Source organism: Levilactobacillus acidifarinae DSM 19394 = JCM 15949 (assembly GCF_001434835.1).
Lineage (GTDB): Bacteria > Bacillota > Bacilli > Lactobacillales > Lactobacillaceae > Levilactobacillus > Levilactobacillus acidifarinae.
In genome coordinates, this window is the sequence record NZ_AZDV01000006.1 from 85,402 (window position 1) to 104,526 (window position 19,125).

Annotated in this window: 19 protein-coding genes; 9 read left to right on the top strand and 10 right to left on the bottom strand. The window is 53.4% G+C overall.

The genetic code is table 11. The annotated features are described in order from the left end of the window. Nucleotides 1–163 precede the first annotated feature (163 nt). On the top strand, nt 164–439 hold the full coding sequence (locus FD25_RS05020; protein WP_057801980.1) for a hypothetical protein: 276 nt from the start codon (nt 164–166) through the stop codon (nt 437–439). 168 nt (nt 440–607) lie between these two features. On the opposite strand, the gene spx is transcribed toward FD25_RS05020, so the two are convergent. After that, a complete protein-coding gene (spx, locus tag FD25_RS05025; protein WP_057733836.1) occupies nt 608–1,006 on the bottom strand; it encodes a transcriptional regulator Spx in 399 nt (132 codons plus the stop codon). 646 nt (nt 1,007–1,652) lie between these two features. Between spx and FD25_RS05030 the strand changes: the two genes are divergently transcribed. Together FD25_RS05030 and FD25_RS05035 are read left to right on the top strand one after the other, a co-directional pair. Further along, entirely contained in the window at nt 1,653–3,674 is a 2,022-nt protein-coding gene (locus FD25_RS05030; RefSeq protein ID WP_057801982.1) for a cation:proton antiporter, read from the top strand. Nucleotides 3,675–4,086: 412 nt separating this feature from the next. After that, complete coding sequence (locus FD25_RS05035) at nt 4,087–5,667, top strand: bifunctional metallophosphatase/5'-nucleotidase (RefSeq protein ID WP_057801984.1); 1,581 nt, start codon at nt 4,087–4,089, stop codon at nt 5,665–5,667. A 74-nt stretch (nt 5,668–5,741) separates the two neighbouring features. On the opposite strand, the gene FD25_RS05040 is transcribed toward FD25_RS05035, so the two are convergent. The 4 genes from FD25_RS05040 to FD25_RS05055 all read right to left on the bottom strand — a co-directional run bounded on the left by FD25_RS05040 (nt 5,742) and on the right by FD25_RS05055 (nt 9,992). Further along, nucleotides 5,742–6,533 carry a hypothetical protein gene (locus FD25_RS05040; RefSeq protein ID WP_057801986.1) on the bottom strand — a complete coding sequence of 264 codons (792 nt, stop codon included), beginning with the start codon at nt 6,531–6,533 and terminating at the stop codon, nt 5,742–5,744. A gap of 102 nt (nt 6,534–6,635) precedes the next feature. Further along, nucleotides 6,636–8,240 carry a ribonuclease Y gene (rny, locus tag FD25_RS05045; protein ID WP_057801988.1) on the bottom strand — a complete coding sequence of 535 codons (1,605 nt, stop codon included), beginning with the start codon at nt 8,238–8,240 and terminating at the stop codon, nt 6,636–6,638. 99 nt (nt 8,241–8,339) lie between these two features. Further along, nucleotides 8,340–9,026 (bottom strand): YoaK family protein, encoded by a 687-nt coding sequence (locus FD25_RS05050; RefSeq protein WP_057801990.1) that lies wholly within the window; start codon nt 9,024–9,026, stop codon nt 8,340–8,342. A 15-nt stretch (nt 9,027–9,041) separates the two neighbouring features. Next, a complete protein-coding gene (locus tag FD25_RS05055) occupies nt 9,042–9,992 on the bottom strand; it encodes an alpha/beta hydrolase (protein ID WP_057801992.1) in 951 nt (316 codons plus the stop codon). A gap of 205 nt (nt 9,993–10,197) precedes the next feature. Between FD25_RS05055 and FD25_RS05060 the strand changes: the two genes are divergently transcribed. The 3 genes from FD25_RS05060 (at nt 10,198) to FD25_RS05070 (ending at nt 13,659) form a co-directional block, all read left to right on the top strand. Then, nucleotides 10,198–12,021: a M3 family oligoendopeptidase gene (locus tag FD25_RS05060; protein ID WP_057801994.1), complete on the top strand. Its 1,824-nt coding sequence runs from the start codon at nt 10,198–10,200 to the stop codon at nt 12,019–12,021. 221 nt (nt 12,022–12,242) lie between these two features. Further along, nucleotides 12,243–12,665 carry a helix-turn-helix domain-containing protein gene (locus FD25_RS05065; protein ID WP_057801996.1) on the top strand — a complete coding sequence of 141 codons (423 nt, stop codon included), beginning with the start codon at nt 12,243–12,245 and terminating at the stop codon, nt 12,663–12,665. Between the two features lie 142 nt (nt 12,666–12,807). After that, nucleotides 12,808–13,659, top strand: a complete 852-nt coding sequence (locus FD25_RS05070) for a hypothetical protein (RefSeq protein WP_057801998.1) — start codon at nt 12,808–12,810, stop codon at nt 13,657–13,659. A 105-nt stretch (nt 13,660–13,764) separates the two neighbouring features. Here FD25_RS05070 and FD25_RS05075 read toward each other — a convergent pair whose 3' ends face one another. From FD25_RS05075 to FD25_RS05090, 4 genes are all read right to left on the bottom strand, one after another. After that, nucleotides 13,765–14,073 carry a hypothetical protein gene (locus FD25_RS05075; protein WP_057802000.1) on the bottom strand — a complete coding sequence of 103 codons (309 nt, stop codon included), beginning with the start codon at nt 14,071–14,073 and terminating at the stop codon, nt 13,765–13,767. A gap of 167 nt (nt 14,074–14,240) precedes the next feature. Beyond that, on the bottom strand, nt 14,241–14,456 hold the full coding sequence (locus tag FD25_RS05080; RefSeq protein ID WP_057802002.1) for a hypothetical protein: 216 nt from the start codon (nt 14,454–14,456) through the stop codon (nt 14,241–14,243). A gap of 21 nt (nt 14,457–14,477) precedes the next feature. After that, a complete protein-coding gene (locus FD25_RS05085) occupies nt 14,478–15,251 on the bottom strand; it encodes a CPBP family intramembrane glutamic endopeptidase (RefSeq protein WP_057802004.1) in 774 nt (257 codons plus the stop codon). 187 nt (nt 15,252–15,438) lie between these two features. After that, nucleotides 15,439–16,215 (bottom strand): CPBP family intramembrane glutamic endopeptidase, encoded by a 777-nt coding sequence (locus tag FD25_RS05090; protein WP_057802006.1) that lies wholly within the window; start codon nt 16,213–16,215, stop codon nt 15,439–15,441. Nucleotides 16,216–16,369: 154 nt separating this feature from the next. Here FD25_RS05090 and FD25_RS05095 point away from each other — a divergent pair, with 154 nt between their 5' ends. Both FD25_RS05095 and FD25_RS05100 read left to right on the top strand, forming a co-directional pair. After that, nucleotides 16,370–17,107, top strand: coding sequence for a MerR family transcriptional regulator (locus FD25_RS05095; RefSeq protein ID WP_057802008.1), 738 nt, complete (start codon nt 16,370–16,372; stop codon nt 17,105–17,107). Then, complete coding sequence (locus tag FD25_RS05100) at nt 17,104–17,718, top strand: GNAT family N-acetyltransferase (protein ID WP_057802010.1); 615 nt, start codon at nt 17,104–17,106, stop codon at nt 17,716–17,718. The genes FD25_RS05095 and FD25_RS05100 overlap by 4 nt, the downstream gene beginning before the upstream one ends. 8 nt (nt 17,719–17,726) lie before the next feature. Here FD25_RS05100 and FD25_RS05105 read toward each other — a convergent pair whose 3' ends face one another. After that, nucleotides 17,727–17,930: a hypothetical protein gene (locus FD25_RS05105; RefSeq protein WP_057802011.1), complete on the bottom strand. Its 204-nt coding sequence runs from the start codon at nt 17,928–17,930 to the stop codon at nt 17,727–17,729. Nucleotides 17,931–18,131: 201 nt separating this feature from the next. Between FD25_RS05105 and FD25_RS05110 the strand changes: the two genes are divergently transcribed. Further along, entirely contained in the window at nt 18,132–18,884 is a 753-nt protein-coding gene (locus tag FD25_RS05110; protein ID WP_057802013.1) for a spore germination YkwD domain-containing protein, read from the top strand. The last annotated feature ends 241 nt before the right edge of the window (nt 18,885–19,125 follow it).

A 19,125-nucleotide genomic window follows, 5' to 3' on the forward strand; every position in this document is an offset into this window, starting at 1 on the left:
ACAGAACGTGGTTTTGACACCACATATAGATTTACAAGTAGTTTTTATCTATATGTAGTTGTAATTTGTGATTTTTCATCGTACCATAGACCTATACTTATTTTTAACCGCCAATCATCATTTTAACCATTATTGGCAGCTGAACCTTAGGAGGGTCGCCATCATGGACGTTATTCGTCGATCACAAACTAATATGTACCCTCAGAGTCTCACCGTGGAACGACCTACCGGAGCCCACGCAGCGTTTGATTCCACCCGGATTCACCGTGACCTGGCCGCTCTCACCAGTGACCCCACCGTTGTTCACCGGGCCGAAAGCTTAATCGTCGCCCAGTTGGCGGGCTTTGACGTGGTCGCCACGGGGACCATCGAAACCACCGTGGTCAACACACTCACCCAGTTGGGCTACCCCCAAATGGCCCTGCAATATCAACGTTAACCTAACAAAACGTGGTCGCCCGCTAATTGCGAACGACCACGTTTTAGTTTAACCAATCAAAAACCCGGCATTGGGGCTTATACAGCCACGCGATGCCGGGTATCTTTAGACGTCTAACCTAAGCACTAAAAATCGATCAGCACTCCCCCGAGAACTGACCGACTTCGATTAGGAACTCAATTGAGATTCCAAATGATGTAATTCAGCCGTCCGTACCTCACGAGGTAAGAAACGCCGAATTTCTTCTTCGTTGTAACCTACTTCCAACCGCTTATCATCAAAGATAATTGGGCGTTTGATGAGGTCAGGGTATTTAACCACAAGATCAACTAATTGACTGACTGACAGACTATCGAGGTCGACGTGGAGTTGCTTGAAAATGTTCGACCGCGTCGAGATAATATCTTCACTGCCATTCTCGGTAAGCCGTAAAATCTGCTTCACCTCAGCAGCGTTCAATGGCTTGGACTTGATGTTCCGTTCTTGGAACGCAATATCGTGTTCCTTCAGCCATGCGCGTGCTTTCCGACTGGATGCACTACTTGGTGCAATATACAAATTAATCATATCTCAGCACTTCCTTATCGTTGGATTGAGTAACGATAGAAAACAACAACTGACTCACTTGGGTTCTCCCCCAACAATTCATTGAACTATCTAGTAGAACCAATTTATATGTTACCACAATTGAATGAATAATCAACCCTTTCTGGAAAATTTATGAACAAATAGTCACATTACTTTCAGAGTTAGTTGGTTCACTCAACAATTCCTTTGTTTACAATCGTTTTTGTGATTTGTCCGGACAATTCGCGTCAAAGTCGCTTTTATCATCATCACAAGCAAAATTTTTGCTTAAAACCGACCTTACCATTTTTTAACTAGATGCAGGTGGACGCTCGCAAAATTCAAAAGAATCCATTTTTGAATATTTATCTAATTGAAATGAATATTTAGTCATCACAAAGCGCGATTAAAAGCGTTTTCTTCCCACACATTCCCTAAAATGTGGCTAAAAATTCGTCTAGCGCGTCACCGCGTTCCAGACCAATCTACGGTCTAAATCCTCAAAATAGGGTAAAATTAAAAGCATCAGGATCTGGCCGACGTTCCTCACTGCGGACTTCTTATTGTAGCCGTTTGTATCTTATCTGCAACCCCCAATTTTGCGGACAAGTCAGTCGGACCATTCCTTAACCTGGAGGCGTTTATTTTGGAGATTTTTTATGCCGTCGTGCTTTTGATTGTGGCTACGATTGCGGCGAACTTAGCCTACCCCTACTTTCCCGTAATTCCGCAAGCCTTCTATCAAATTTTCGCCGGCGCGCTACTATCGTTTGTGCCCTTTTTCCACCATTTCGTGCTTGAGCCCGAAATGTTCATGCTAATCATCATTGCGCCACTAATGTTTTACGACGGCCAAAATGCCGACACGCACGCGCTCCGTAAACACATCCCCTCGGTCCTTTCCATGGCCGTCATTCTGGCCGTACTGACCGTCATTTTAATGGGGTACGTCAGCCACGCCGTGATTGCCGGCTTACCGTTAGCCCTTGCCTTCGCGCTGGCCGCCATCGTCACGCCAACCGACGCCGTGGCGGTCTCGTCGATTACCACCAACATGGCGGTCCCCGAGAAGGTCATGGGCATGCTAGAACGCGAATCGCTGTTCAACGACGCTTCCGGTTTGGTGGCCTTTAACCTCGCATTGACCGCCTTTATCACCGGCGAATTTTCCGTCCGTGACGGTGTGGAACACTTCTTCGTGGTCTTTTTAGGAGGACTCCTGATTGGGACCATCCTGGGAATTCTCTTCACCTGGGGCCGCATCTATCTGGTTCAGACGGGGATGGATTCAACCAGCGTCATCGTCCCCTACGATATCCTGACCCCCTTTATCATCTACTTAGCCGCCGAACACCTCGAGTTATCCGGCATCTTGGCCGTGGTGGCCGCTGGTCTGCTTCGGAGCGCCGCTAGTAAGCAGATTCGACTGTCGAGCACTCAGCTGCAGCTGGTCTCCCGCTCAACCTGGCGCATCCTCACGAGTATCTTAAACGGGTTCGTTTTCGTCCTCTTGGGGGTCTCGTTGCCGACGGTCTGGCACAACATCCAAGCTGAGCACACCACGGCGTTATCCAGCTACATCTTATTAGCGGTGATTTTGTACCTGGTGATGTTTGGCCTGCGTTACCTTTGGATTCGCTTCGACTGGGCCCAAATCCACTCCGCGCCGAAGGATCAACGCCACCACGCGTTGATTGGGGCCCTTTCGGGGATTCACGGGACCATCACGTTAGCCATGGCCTTCTCCTTACCCCTGACGCTACACGGCCAAGCCTTTCCGTTCCGTAACACCATGATTTTCATTGCTGCCGTCGTCATCATTTTAAGTCTGTTGATACCAGCCATCGTCTTACCGCTCATCTTACCAAGCCGCGAACAACCGATTGATCCGGAGATGGCCAAACGTGAACGGCAAAATCTGATTGTTTACGCCACCCAGCAGCTGATGCTTGAGCACCCCGAACATCAGGAAGAGACCCAAGCCGTGGTGGAAATTCTTAATAGTCAGTACGGCGACCATCGGCCCAACCGGAAACTGGTCGGGAACCTAATGACCCAAACCAACCAGATCGAAGTAGCTAGTGTTCAGAAATTAGCCGATACCAATCAGGTTAGTCCGGCCTATGCTAACCGCTACGTCCGCGGTCTGATCTGGAAGACCCGGTCGAATAGCCGCCTCTCCTTCGCGGGCTTCGGGATGTGGTTCCGCTACGTCAATCACCGGCTCACCCACCGCTTGCGTCACCGGGGCAACCGGAACCATCACGACCGCCGGCGCCAACAACCCGGTTACCCCACCCCCGCGCAGATTGACGCCCTGAAGACGCAACGCGAAAAAACGCACGCCAACATGCGCGCGGTCTTTACCTTGATGGAAACCCAGGGCTATAACGACGTAATGGCTTACTTAGCCACCCACACCACCCCCGAAAATCAGGCCGAAATCAACGCCGTGCGGACCTCATATAACACCCGCCACCGGCACTTTACCCAACACGATACCAGCGACCTTCAAAACGAATTGTTCATTCAAGCCTTCCAATATGAATACAACTACGTTCGCCAGCAACGGGTGAAGCACGCGATTCCCATTGCGCTAGCCGACGATCTGTACCAACAGATTTCGACCGATCAAATGTTGTACATGCAAGAGATTGCGGGTGACTAAATTAAGGAGCGTCACATTTTCTTCACAATTAAGGGGTATAGTGGAAACATAACTTACGAATTGAAGATGAATAAGTTACGAAATTTTACTCCTCCAAAGTAATTGTACCCCGGAATGTCTCGGCAGATGTCTGAGCGTCCGTGTACACGTAATTTACGTTTCAAGCAAAAGCGGTGAGTCCCATCCTGGTTGGTGGGGCGCACCGCTTTTGGTCGTTTAGGGGGCCGTTTGTCTCCCCGCTAGACCTGCTAGTATGAGAAAATTCTCATAATTTTAAGAAAATGAGACCAAAAATTTACAGTTTCCGCAAACTAGCTTATAATTTCTTTAACACGTTCCACACTTAGCGTTTTCTTGCCAGCAGCTGGCGGCTTACAAAACGCCAGTTAGACGTAATCGGAGGGTGACTTTTATGAAGCTGACAATTCTATCAACCAGCGATACACACGGGTACGTTTTTCCCACGAACTACGTGAAGAAAGGCAGTAAGCAGGGCTTCGGCCTCGCCCGGGCCGCAACGGTGGTAGCGCGCGAACAAGCCGCGGCTGAGGGACCGGTAGTGACCATTGAAAACGGCGATTTTTTAGAGGGTTCTCCCCTGGCCTATTACGTTGCGCGGGTCCAACCCGACCGCAATCCCGCCCCGCTCATGAATATCTATAATCAGGTCGATTACGACTGCGGGATCCTGGGCAATCACGAATTCAATTACGGCCAGGAGTACCTGCAGACCGCGATTCGCGATGCCAAACGCCAGATTCTGTGCGCCAACATCCTCGACCACAACGGCGAACCCGAATACGGCAAACCTTACACCATCATCGAAAAGGCGGGTATCAAGATTGGCGTGCTGGGATTAACTACGCAAGCCGTTTATAAATGGGAAAAGGCCACCAATATCAGTGGGCTTCAATTCGAATCGGCCTTTATCGCCGCCAAGAAGTACGTACCCATCATCCGCGAACAAGCCGATATCGTGGTGGTCTGTTACCACGGCGGTTTCGAACGCGATCTGGCCACCGGCGAACCCAATGACATTCACGTGGGTGAGAACGAAGCCTACCATATGTTAGCTGAGATTCCCGGTATCGACGCCATGGTCACCGGCCACCAGCACCGCCAAATCGCGACCGAACTCTTCGACATCCCCACGACCCAACCAGGCTTCCGGGGACAAGCGGTCGGTAAAATCACCCTCGATCTGAAACGCGACGCAGCCGGTAAAATCACAGTGATCAACCACGATTCCGAACTGGTCTCGGCCGCAAATGCCCCGCTAGATTCCAAGGTGATTAACGCTGCGGCCACCCTGAACTCGCGCGTGGGCCACTGGCTGGACCAACCACTAGGCCACATCAACGGAGACATGACCTTCCACGACCCGTTCAAGGCCCGGATGCACGAAACGCCCTACATTGAATTCATTCAACAGGTCCAAATGGCGACCATGGGCGCCGACATTTCCGCCACGGCGTTGTTCAGCGACGAGGCGTTAGGCTTCGAAAATCCGATTACCATGCGTAACATCATGACCAACTACGTCTACCCCAACGGGTTATCCTTGTTAAACATCACGGGGGCCGACCTCAAGGGGGCCCTGGAGGTCACGGCGCGGTACTTCACCATCTCGAATGGTCAGATTACTGTCAACCCGGCGTTTGTTCACCCCAAACACCGGCAATACAACTATGATATGTACGAAGGCGTCAATTACACACTCAACATTGCCCAACCAATGGGCCACCGAGTTGAGAACCTGACCTACCACGGCCAACCGGTCAAGCCGGACCAACCCCTGCGGATCGTGCTCAACCAGTACCGCGCGGTGGGCGGCGGGCATTACGGCATGTACGAGGCCAGCAAGATCATCGCGGAAAGTCAAAGTCCCATGAGCGAGCTGATTGCCGACTACTTGCAGGAACACCCGACCATTGACGCCACCACCAACGATAATTTCCAAGTGGTCAACGAGCCCCACGACCTGACCGACTAACTTAAAAAAGCGTTCGCTGCAACATCTAACTTCACGGTTAGGTTTCGCAGCGAACGCTTTTTCAGTTTAGAACTTTATGATTCAGCATTGCCCGCAAACGTGTAATAGGTCTGCTTGCCGAATTTGTAAACGTGGTAATGATCCGGATAGCTCTGATTCTTAGGCGTTTGTAGTTTGGTCTTTTTCGTGTCGGTCACCGTCAATCGGTATTGGTATTTCCCGTGGGTCGCCACCCGCTTGGTCGGGATTCCCTTTATAGCCTTTTGGGTGTAATAATACCGGTGGGTCCCCTTCTGGGTGAACTTGGTGATCTTCGCGCTGGCCTGGGGCCGATACTCCGTTCGTTGCCGCGACTGCTTGACCGTACCAAAGGATTCCAGGTACCCGTCGGTCGTGACAGTGATCCACGGTCCGGTCCAGGTACTGGTCTTCACTGACGGCGTAAAGGCGGGGGACTCCCCTTTGGCTTCCAACATGTACTTGGGCCGCGTGGTCATCGTCAGGTACCGGCCCACGTTATTTAACGCCGTATATTCGCCGACGCCGCCCGCATGGACCTTCTTCGGCCAGCCGTTTTTAACCTTCAACTGGTAGTTGACCGTTAACAGATCAAAACTTGCCTCTAACCGCGTTTTGGCGGGATCCGTTAACCCCGGTAAGGGCTCGGATACCTGACCTTTAACCACGGTCCCCCGAGGAATGGTCACCCGTTGACTAGAACCGTACAGTTGAATCCGAAAGGTCTGGTTGGCCCGGTAATAGGTATGGTCGCTCCGTGAAGTGGCCGTCGCGGTGATTCCGGCACTTACCCCTAATCCCACCGCTGCCAACAGGAGCAAGCTCGATTTAACCCAATTAACTCTCATGATCGTCCTCCTCCGATAATCCATGATTGGGTTAAGTATAGCACACCGCCCACTCAAAAAGTGGTCCGGTTGCCAACCGGCCCCCGAACCACTGTAAACGACCTATGAAGCGTTGGCCGCTTTTTTCTTTTTCTTCTTCTTTTTCTTTTCGTCGCCAACGTATTCGACCGCCGTCAACTTGCGAATGGTGGTAACTTTGATTTTCCCGGGATAGGTCAGTTCGGCCTCGACTCGCTTGGCCACTTCCTGAGTCAGATTGGCCGCCGCTTGATCGTTTAAGGTTTGCGGGTTCACGATGATCCGCAACTCCCGACCAGCCTGGATGGCGTAACTTTCCGTGACGCCGTCTTGGTCGTTGGCAATCTTTTCTAGCGACCGCAACCGGTTGATGTAATCTTCCACGGATTCACTCCGCGCCCCCGGTCGGGCCCCGGAAATCGCATCGGCCGCCGCCACCAAGTCGGAAATCGGTGACGTCTTCTCCACGTCGCCGTGGTGCGCAGCAATCGCGTTGATGACGACCGGATCTTCCTCGTACTTCTCGGCAAATTCGACCCCGATTTCCACGTGGGTGCCTTCGACTTCGTGGTCGATGGCCTTCCCCAAGTCATGCAAGAGACCGGCTCGCCGCGCTAAACGGGTATTGTACCCCAAGCGAGCGGCCATGGCCCCCGTCATCTGGGCAACTTCGATCGAGTGTTGTAGGACGTTTTGCCCGTAGCTGGTCCGGTATTTAAGCCGACCAATCAGCTTCATCAAATCGGGATGCATCCACCCAACGTGTAAGAGGCTGACGGCCTGCTCACCGGTCTCCCAGAGGCTGTGGTTAACGTCGCGTTGGGCGTTTTCCACCTGCGTCTCGATCTGGTTAGCCGAGATGCGCCGACTGGCCACCAAATTGGTGATGGCCACCCGGGCGACTTCTCGACGAATCGGGTCGTGGGTGCTGATAAATAACGTGGTGTTGTCGTCCGGCACGAAGATCAGGTCCGTCCCGGTCAGCGTTTCGAGTAACCGAATATGCTGCCCATCGCGACCAATAATCTTGCTCCGCACTTCGCCGTTTGGCACCGTGACCGTATGCTCTAAGTGTTCCTTAGGCAGGTCTTGCGGCCCAGATTGGGTAGCGGGTAAGACCACATCCTTGGCCCAGCGTTCGGCGTTGGCCTCGGCGTTATCATTTTGCGCCTTGATTTCAATGTCTCGGTCGCGCTTTAATTCGATCTCCGCTTGACGCAATACTTCATCTTGTGCGGCCTGGGTATCCATCCCCGCCCGCTCGGCAAGCGTCGTCGTCCGGGTCTCCCGCAACTCCGCTGCCTGATCCCGTAAATCATGGATGGCGTGGCGTTGTTGCTGGTTGACTTGGCTCCGCTCATCGAGCATGGCGGTCTGGTCGTCCAACCGCACGGTCATCTGGTCTAACAATTGTTCCCGTTGCTGGCGGCGCTGTTCACGCACCGCAATATCACTTTGTTGTTCGGTCAATTCGTCCTTGACGGATTGCTGATAGGCTAAGGTTTCTCGTTGGTTTTTCGCTTGTAACTTTGCCACTTGAGCTTTGGTTTTCGCCGTCGCCTGAGCCACAATGTCACGCGCCTGTTCTTGCACCGCGAGTAGTTCTTGACGGTGTTGGTGTTGACGCACGAGATAACCCAGTACCAGCCCAATCAATAACAGACCGATTATCAATCCAGTTATTAACAATTTAACTTACTCCTTAATTTGACTCCCGGGAAACGCTCCCGGGTGGGTTGGTCAGGTTTCTCGTTAATTATACGCCATTTTGAGGGACAACCCAACTCTTCAATTTTCCGGCGGCGTCATCGCGACCGGTAAAAATAGCCAGACCAGTAATCCCGCTTTAAGCCCACTGGCGACCCACAGCACGGCCGGTGCGGCCCACTGGGCTAACGCCGCGCCACCGCCACACCCGAGTAAAAAGGTACCGATGGTCCAGGCAAACTGACGCTGGCGGTGCCGGGCCACCGGATCACGGTGTATCCAGGCCCGGTAACTGGCCGTCGCCAGGTTCTTCGTATTGCCGGTCATGATGCCATTGTTGATGGGAATCCCCCCGACCTCGCGAAAGACTGTCAGTTCGTAGCCAGCCACGACGCCCAGTCCAAAGATCAACCAGGCGGTCGGCAGGATCAGTTGCAACTCCGCTAGGGCCAGGTAAACGCCCACGTCAATGGCCATCAGCCAGCGCATTTGCCGGCGGGCGTTACCGCGACTCAGGTGGTCGCTAATCCCCTGTGCCCCAAAACATCCCAGAAAGTAGCCAATCAACACGGGGACGTTAACCCAGGCGGCCGCCCAGCCGTGCTGGACCAGCTTGACCATCATCACGACCAGATTCCCCGTCTGGGCACTGACAAACACGGCACCGTGATTCAGGAAAGTATCGGCATCAATCATCCCCATCACTAACGTCGCGCCCAGGGTCAGAATCGTCTGGGTCAACGGCCGAAATGTCGGTGTTTGGGCCATGGCGCTGACTCCTTTCTAGTGGAAGTACTGAGCTAAGAAGCGTTTAACGGTCGACTGATACAACTGCGGATTGTGCGACAATGCCGCGGCGTGTTGGGCCCCCGGTACCACTAATAGTTGTTTTGGTCCGGCGTCGGCGTGGTAGACCTGATAGACCATCTTGGTCGGCACAAAAGTATCCGCCCCGCCGTGGATGAACAGCATCGGTTTATGGTTCCGCTTGACCGCACTTAACGCGTCGGCATCCTTGAAACTAAAGCCGGCACGGACCCGCGTCACGGCACTGGTCATGGGGACCAACGGCCAGTACGGTAAGTTATACATCTGCCGGGCTTGGTAACGAATCTCGGCATCGGCCGTGGTGTAGCCACAGTCTTCAATGTAGGCTTTCAACTGCGTAGGGGTCTTCAGGCCACTGGCGATCATGGTTGTGGCCCCACCCATCGAAACCCCGAAGAGCACAATCTGCGACTGCTTACCTTGGCGGGCAATCACCTGGTTGATCCACTTTAAGTAATCCCGACTTTCGAAATAACCATAGCTCATGGCCTGACCACCACTGGCCCCCTGTGCGCGATCATCGGGGACCAGCACGTTATAACCTAACTGGTGAAACATGCCGGCGTACCCGCCCATCTGTTCCTTACTGGACGCGAAGCCGTGCACCAAGACCACCGTTTTTTTGGTGGCTCGGGCTGCCGGCAGATAGTTCGCCACCAACTTGAACTTGGCGCCCGCCGCCGTTTCGGTCCACCGGTATTTCTTGGCGGCCTGGTACCAGTGTTTCTGTGGGTACAACGGATCGTTCGTGGTCAGGGCTTTCGGCGCCCCGATAAAACTCTTTTTTCCGCGGGCCACCGTCATGTTATAGAAGTAAAAGCTGGCCCCCACCAGCGCCACGACGAGTAATCCCACTAAAATTCCGCCGGCAATTAACCAACGTTTTAAAACTTTATTCAACTGCATTTCCCCCTTAAGCTTGCCTAGAGATAGTATACGGGGTTCCGTAGTTCAACGCAATTGTTAAGAAGTTTGCTATAATATAGCCAACTTCGTGTGCCGATAGGTCTCCTGCTGACTAATTCAAGGACTTCTAAGCCGCTTATGCTGCTCAGTGGCCGGACGACCTCGGTACACATCACCCGCTATTATCTAAAGGAGGCTACCATCCATGACCTACTCATTAAATTGGGATCTCGATTCACTCTTCACCGGGGGGATTCACTCCGCCCAACTCAAAACCAAACTCATACAGATTAAGACCGACACCGCCGCACTCGGCGACCTGCTCGACCGGTGGGACGTGACCAGCGACGCCCCCAACTTTCAACAATTCATCAAGCTCATCACCCAGTTGCAAGCCGTCGAAGCCGGGTTAGCTCAGGCCAACCTCTTCGTCAGTTCGATTGGCTCCGCCGACATCGCCAACCCCGCCGTTGCGCCGACCGAGGACCGCTTACGCAACCTAGAGACTCAGATTCAGACCGTCAGCGATAAACTCAAAAAGGTGCTGGTTCAGGTCCCCGATACGCAATTTGCCGCGATGCTCACCCAACCGGCCTTACAACCCATCGCCTTTAACCTGACCGAAATGCGCGACGCCGGCAAGGAACTGCTCGACGATAAGACCGAAAACCTCATCAACCAGTTGAACCTCGACGGCAAGGCCGCCTGGAGTTCCCACTATGATTCATTGGTCGCCACGGTCAGCGTCCCCTTCCACGATACCGACGGTAAGCCCGTGACCCTCTCGGCCGGGCAAGCCGACAACAACCTTTTAGGCAACGCCGATCCACAATACAGAGCCGATCTCTTACCCGCCTGGGAGCAAGCTTGGGCGGACAAAGAACAACTCTTTGCCGACACGCTGAATCACTTGGCCGGTTTCCGTCTAACGGAGTACCAGGCCCACGGTGTCAGCGACTTCCTACGCGCGCCGTTAAAGGATAACCGGCTAAGTGCGGCCACCCTAAAGACCATCTGGCAAGTGGTCGATGACAACAAACAATTTCTTCTCGATTATCTAGATCGTAAGGCGGCACTACTCGGCAAGAAACACGCCGGTTGGCAGGACGTTGAGGCACCGTTGACGCTCCCAGGCGGTCAGCTACACCGTTTCACCTACGACGAAGCTGCTGCTTTTATCATCAAACACTACGGCGAATTCTCCCCGAAGATGGCCGCTTTAGCCCAAAAGGCCTTTGAAAATCACTGGATCGAAGCCGAAGACCGCGCGGGTAAGGCCCCCGGCGGCTGGATGGAAAGTGCCCCCGAGACCAACGAATCCCGAATCTTCATGACCTTTACCGGCTCACCCAACGACGTGTCGACGTTGGCTCACGAACTGGGACACGCCTTTCACTCCAGCGTCATGGGCGACCTGCCTTACCTGCGCCAGGGGTACGCCATGAACGTGGCCGAAACCGCCTCGACCTTCGGGGAACTGATTGTGGCCGACGCCAACGTCAAGGCGGCCACCAGTGATGCCGAGAAAATCACGTTGCTGAACGCTAAGATGGATAACCCGGTCGCCATGTTCCTCAACATCCGGGCACGGTTCCTGTTCGAAACCCGCTTCTACCAACTTCGGCAACAAAAGTTAGTGACGCCAGCCGAACTCAACGAACTGATGTTAAACGCCCAAAAAGAAGCCTTTGGCCACGACCTGTCAACCTACTCGCCGCATCTCTGGGCTAGCAAGTTACATTTCTACATCGACGACCTGTCCTTCTACAACTTCCCGTACGTCTTCGGTTACCTCTTCAGTCTAGGCATCTACGCCAAAGCCCAACAGACCGACGACTTCGAGGATCAATACATCGCCCTGTTGCGTGACACGGCCAACATGTCCAGCGAAGCCCTGGCTCAAAAACACCTGGGTGTCGACCTAACCCAACCGGACTTCTGGTTAGCGGGCGTGGATTTGATCAAAAAGGACGTCGCCGAATTCATGCGGCTGACCGATCCTTTAGTTAACACGACCCCACACGCTTAAACCCAACGCTTCGTGGTATAATAAGGTTAGATATTAACTTTTATAATCATACGTATGATACTGACAACGATTTGCCAACTACCAAACCAAAAGCTATAAAGATAAGGCCGAGGCGCCGCTGAGCCAATCTTTATTTTACTTTCAACGTACAGCTGGAGGGCGACCAACTTTATCCCAATTAGTATTACGCGTATAACCAACATAAAGAAGTGGGTGAGCAGATGTTTCCGGAACGACTTCGGGCTTTGCGCCGGGGGCAACACATTACCCTCGAACAACTAGCAGAGGCTTTGAACCAACAATTGTCAACGGACGATGATGAACACAAGAATACCGCTTCTCAGATTGGCAATTGGGAACGCGGGGTGCGGACACCCTCGTTCGTTGAAGTCCGCAAATTAGCGGAATATTTCGACGTGACCATGGACTACTTGGCCGGCAAGACGGAACGTGACGCCTATGATTTAAGCCGCCTGTTCCTGTCTGGCAAACAACTCAGTTTCAACCGAGAGGTGTTGAGTGGTCAAGACCGTTACGAAATTTACCAGTTGATTGACGGCTATTTGCACGGTAAGGAGAACCGCTTTACCCATACCACGCCCAATCAGCAAGAGGAATTGGACCTACACCTCGACGACCATTAAGGCCCAAGTCGGCTGTTATCAGCCGACTTTTTGTTTGGTGCCTGCCCGTCTCGACGGCGTTAAAGTAACTTCCGCAAAACCCGCTGCTTTTTTCGCCCAATATCGTTATGGCACCCACTTATTTTACCTAGGAGGCTATCCCTTGAATCCCCGTAAACTCAAAAAGTTAAAAAAGACGTTCCGGCACCAACCGTTACCGCAGCAACGGACGGCCTACATGGACCGAATGAACGGTTACTACAAACAGTTCAACGATTATCCCGCCATCAAGATTCTCATCAGCAACGTCCTACTGGCCGACCACATGCTGGCGGCCGGCGACTTGCCGCAACAGTTGCCGCTCCTTCAATTGCCGGACAACAGTGAAGACCTGATTTACCAGAAACTCAATCAGCTGTACCCGGCTGGTGATCAGACCGGTGACCGACTCTGGAATGACCTGATCGACGCGTTACCGCATCTAGATCACGATCTGCGCTCCTTCCGCGACTACCTGGAAGACCACTACGGCATGTGGGCCTACACGCCGCGGCCATTCATCAGTGATCTCGCCGACTTTGTGGGTGACCGGGCCGTGCTCGAGGTCATGGCCGGTAACGGCTACATCTCCAAGGGGCTTCGCGACGCCCACAAAACCGTCTACGCCACGGACAGTCAGGCGTGGACCGCCGAAAACGAGACCGGTCGGCACCCCTTAACGACCATTGAGGCGTTAAGTGCCACGGACGCTTTTCAGAAATACCAAGACCAAGTCGGCGTGGTGGTGATGTCCTGGTCACCGGACGGTCTGCCACTGGATTGGGACTTACTCCAGACCATCCGCCAATCTAAGACGACGGTGGACTTCGTAGTCATCGGCGAGCCCCACGGAGCCACCGGATCGGCCAAGTTCTGGGATAACGCCGAGTTCATCGAAAACGCCGCATCCCGCCAGTTGAACCGCCACTACACTGCCATCGATCTGATCAAAGACCACGTCTATCTGGTGAAATAGTTGCCTAAAAAAGACCGTTGCCACCCGCCAAATTGGCAGATGGCAACGGTCTTTTACTCGTCCACGAGATTCCCCGTAAACTTCTCATAATAACCTGAATAATAGCTAATCCAATTCCGGCGTCACCGAGTGGTGAGTTGGCAGGTTCCCCCGCCAGATCCAGCCATCGGCGTTATCCCGATCGCTAGGAACCCGGTACACGGGCGTCACACGTTGCTGACGCCTCGCTGGGTAACACGTCACCGCCGCGGCCACGCGATTCTGACCATAGTGAACCTGCAGTTGCTGAACAGCGAGACGATTAGCCGCCACTAACACGTGCGAATGCCTCGCCGTCGTCGAACTGATTGCCGCAGAATACATCCCCGATAAACTTAAACCTAATAACATCCCCGCTTTGAAAAATTTATGCATGAGTCTAAATTCCCCTCTATATTATCAACCGACGCGTTAGGCCCCGATTCCCCACGCTCCGGTCACACTAAATTAACTATCTTAGTTACTTTACTCTCCCTGAATTCAGTCTAGCACAAAATTAATTACCCGATGAGATAACTTTTAGTTTCCTGGTTTAGCCACGACTAGCACCCCATGTGCCACCCCGCACCTAACCAGAGAAAACTGCAGACGCCACCGATCAGCACGACCAACGCCAACAGATAAAGCCCCGTCAACGCGGCCAGCGTTGGTCGCCCCGGCGCTGCCGCTTGGCGGTTCGCCACGACTGTGGTTCGCACCACCAAAGTCACCAGAAGACTCACGACCCCAACGACTATCAGTAAATAGGCCCACATCATGTTAATCACCTTTCTTAACGTTCACCAGACATTTTCCACCGGCTGGGTCGGCCACTCAAGTCCGGCTCGCTTCGTCGGTCGCAACAAAATCATCGCCGTAACAACATAGACCACGGCCACCGCTAGTCCGGTCGGCACTGACGCCGTCGGCCGGGTATCCTCGGCTAGACCGGTCATGACCATCACCGTAAAATCGTTAACGAAGTGGCAAAGGATCGGCCACAACAGGCCGCGCGTGCGTAAATAAACGGCGGACAGTAACAAGCCCATGGCCCACGCGTTGCCCATCTGCAGTAACGTCACGTTCAGCGGTTGGTGGACCCAGTTGACCAGGTGAAACAACCCGAAGATCAAGCTGGCTCCCATCACCGCGCTCAATAAGTGGTGCGGCATCAGACGCATTACCAGCGCCAAAACTAAGCCGCGAAAGAAATACTCCTCGTAGCTCGCCGCACACAACGCCAACAAAAAGGCCAGCGTAATCGGCATCACGAAGGGTCGCAGTTGCACCTGCGTGAAGGTCAACAGTTCAAGGCCCGTCAGCCCGATGATCACCAACGGTACCGCATTAATGGCTACCTGTTGGCGAAAGGGTAACGCCGACCGGAGAAAAATCGGGACCCGTAACCACTCGGCGTTCAGTCCCAACATCAGAACCAACAGGATGCCGTCTTGCAAGATGATGTCGGTGGGATCGGACAGTTGGCGCAGGTGACCAATCGTCCCCAACCCCAACATCACCACTAATGACAGGGCACAGAGTCCACCTAAGCGTAAAATTGCTTTGATGTGCATGCCTTTAACGCCCCCTCAACAAGCCCATTATAGACGGGCTATGGTGACACCAAGCGTGGTCCTTACTGGTTGGGTAAACCAACCGGTCAAACAATTTAACGATTTTAAATCGGGTTGATGGATCAATGACCACTCCCCAACACTAAAACCGGCGTCCCAATTATCCGGGACACCGGTCGTTTAACAGTTAATGCTCAATGGCCGCAAAGTTGGCTTGCACCTGAGGCAATTGTTGGCGCCGTAACAGGTACAACGCGACCCCACAGTACAGGACGACCATCACCCCGACCGCGACGACACTGCCCACCGGCCGGGCCTCTTCAGATAGGCCACCAATCAGGATGGCCACAAAGTCGTTGAAGAAGTGAATTAGAATCGGCCAGACCAGACTGCGGGTCCGCAGATAACTAGCCGCAAACAACACGCCCAACGCAAACGCGTTTAGAATTTGCACCAGCGTCGGTTCTAGGCCTTGATGAGTCAGGTTGACCAGGTGCGTGGCGCCGAACAGCAGACTGCTTAACGCCACAGCTGCCCACACCCGACGTAACGTGGTGAGGTGAAAGAGCCGCAGACATAACCCCAGGATCAGGCCGCGAAACAGGTACTCCTCACAACACCCCACTAACAGGGCAATGACCAACGTTAAGCCGACGCCCAACGCCGGCCGACCAGTTGCTAAACTCCCGACTAGCGCGACGGCCAGTAACACCATCCAGATGACCGGTAACGTGTTAATTTTTACCTGGTCGCGCAACGACGGGGTCGGTCGCAAGTAGACCGGCACGTGGAACCACCAGTGGTTAAGACCAATCAACGCGGCCAGTAACACCCCGTCCTGCAGTAACAGGCGGCCGGTTGGACTCCACCCCAGACTCCGGCCCAAGAAGGCCCCGCCGAACATGATGCCTAAGACCAAAACCACTAATTCTAGGATCTGAATACCTTGTCGTTGTAACTTCACACCTAAATCCTCCTTTGCGCTCGCTTCGTACAGCTTACGATGGATTAAATCCTGACTTGACCATTATTCACTAATGATTGACTATTTTTAGTTGACTGGGTGGTCACCACACAGTTTATGCTGACCTTATCAACTTCAGAAAGGAAGTCTCTGTATGTCCGAACTCTCTAGCGGAAACCTCTGTCAGTTGGCTGGCATCACCAAGGCAACCCTCCGCCACTATCTCGACATCGGGTTAATCACGCCGACCCGGCAAACACCCGCCGGTTACCGTAAATTCGACCAACACCAGCTCTACCAGCTCTATTATATCCGTTTTCTCCGGCAAATTGGTTGCGATTTACCGACCATTCAACACCTTTTAGTCAGTCCAGACGCAACTCCGGAACTCCGTCAGTTACAAACGCAGGTGGCCGCCCAAATCACGCAACTTCAAGTAACTCAACAGAATCTCACGGCCCTACTGACTGCCCAGCAGTCCACGCCGCTTAATCAGCTCACCTTCGCCAACCGCCCACAACGGTTCCTCACCGCACTCACCCCAACGGCCGTTGCGCAGCATGACGTGCACACGGCTCAGGCGTTAGCCGACCAGGGAAAGTTGAGCCGCCTCCACCCGATTATTTATCGACAGCAGGCGGGCCACACGACGACCATCCCGTACCAACAGGTCACCCACCCCACGGCCGTTGACTTACCGGCGGGGACTTACGCCGTTCAGGCCGTTCCCATCACGAGCGAAGCGGACCTCGTCGCGGCGGCGACTGCGTTACGCAAAGATCCCCTTTGCCAATTCGTGCCCCAGCCGGACTTGATCATTTACGAGAATCTCAATCTTTCACTGGTTTACAGTCAGGCCGTTGTCTACAACTTGGAGGTGCGGCTAAAATGATTATCAGAGCAAGCGAGCCCCCCCAACTAGACGCCCACCGCATCGGTACCCTGTTTCTGCAAGGGTTTCACGGTAAGTTTGAACATTTTGGGTTCACGCCCACCGAAGCCCGGCTGAGTGCCGACTTGCTGGGCGATTACCTCCTAACCTTTTACGCCCCATCACTCATCGTCGCCGTTCCCCCTAAAGGAGGTCCTCTGAATGGCTGTCTACTCCTCAATCAAGGTCAGACTCTCGGCCAACGCACTTTTAAACATCGTCTGGGCCAGGTTCTGCCTGGTTGGTCTGGTCTTAAGCTGCTTCTATTTCTTCAATTGTTAGATCAACCGGCAAGTCCCGCTCAGCCCGTAGTCGATTTCATCGCAGTGGACCCGCTGACCCGTCATCAAGGAATTGGGACCGCCCTACTACGTTACTGTCAGGCGCACACGACCCAATTAACCTTGAACGTCGCCGCCACTAACCCCACCGCCCACCGACTCTATTACCACCTAGGATTTTGCGACCGCCAAACGCAACACAGCTGGTTGACCCAGCGGTTCCTCGGTTTCGACCAATGGACAACTATGGATTGGGGCAATCAAAAAGGCCCCCGAGACATTTCCCGGTAGGCCCGTCTTCATTCACTAACGCTTAATGATCCCTGCATTCCCGCAATGACACAGGTCGCAACCAGTGCGATAAACGCACTGACGATCACCGTATAAATCACTTGGATCGACGCGACCCCCTTGGTGCGGGTGGCCCCAGAAGTTCCCCGAATATGAAAGGCCACGGCTAGCTCCACCACAAAAAAGATCAACGGTAAATTTCGAATTAACATCTTCTCAGCTCCCCCAAGCTTATTTACCCCCATTATGCCAAGTTTTGTGGGGAAATAGGTCGTTGGGCGGTTGGTTAAGCCAGCTTCCCTGATAACGTTACAAAATTACCAAATCTTTACCAGTTTTGCCCGTTGAATTTAAAGGTTCACCTCTTCATAATTAGGTTAGTTTCACAGATCATCTATAAGGGAGTTCTTTCGATGTTTTCACGATTATTACTTGGTGGTTTCGTTCTGAGCGGTAGCCTCTTCCTGGGCGGAGGGGCGGCCCAAGCGGAGACGACCGGCACACAGCTTCGCGTTGTCTCCACCACGGGCAAGACCCTTCGCGCCACCAAAACCATTTATCCGACCAGCTCCGATCCCGTCGACCCCGACGCTGGCACTGAACTAGACGCCGCGGTCTACACCCCCTATATCCAGGGCTATGTCCCTTACAAGTTGGGCAAGACTTACTCGGCCACGCAGCTTCCCCGGCAGATCACCTTAAAATACGTCAAAACCAGTACGGTCGCCCAAAAGGTGGGCACCCAGTACCTGAAGCAGATCAACGCCTACCGGAAGCAAAAACACCTGCGACCGTTTCGTCACCAAGCAGCTTTGACTAAGAAGGCCAGAGTCCGGGCCCATGAACTCTGGCAAAAACCCAGCCACGTGCGTCCCAACGGCACCTCGTACAACGCCAAGAATAGCGGCTACGCGGAAGTCATGGCCTACACGCCGGCCGTTTTCCTGCAGGGAAGTGGCTTTCAAGACGCGGGCCCCGTAGTCTGTTACACGCCCGGTGGAACCCTCAGTTACAAGCGGACCGCTCAGTCGGCCAGTCACTTCCTCCTGACGGTTGACCAGACTCACCGTCAGACCGAACTGAACACCTGGGCCCGGTACAGCGCCGTTAGCTTCAGCTTCAAGGACGACTACTCCGGCACCATGGCTCAACTTTTTCATCTTTAAATACACAAAAAAACGAGCCGAGAAGTAAACTTCTCGGCTCGTTTTTGGCAGCCGTTAGGGCGAACCCTAACAGGATTTATTTTGGAATCCACATTCCCGCAAAATCAGACACATCACAATACGGTGATCAAAAGTGCCCTGCCGCTCAAAATTCACCTAGCCGCTTGCGCGGACGTGATTGGCAAGCCAATCGCGCGTGATTTCTCGACTCATCGCATAAAAGTACTTTACCATATCTCTT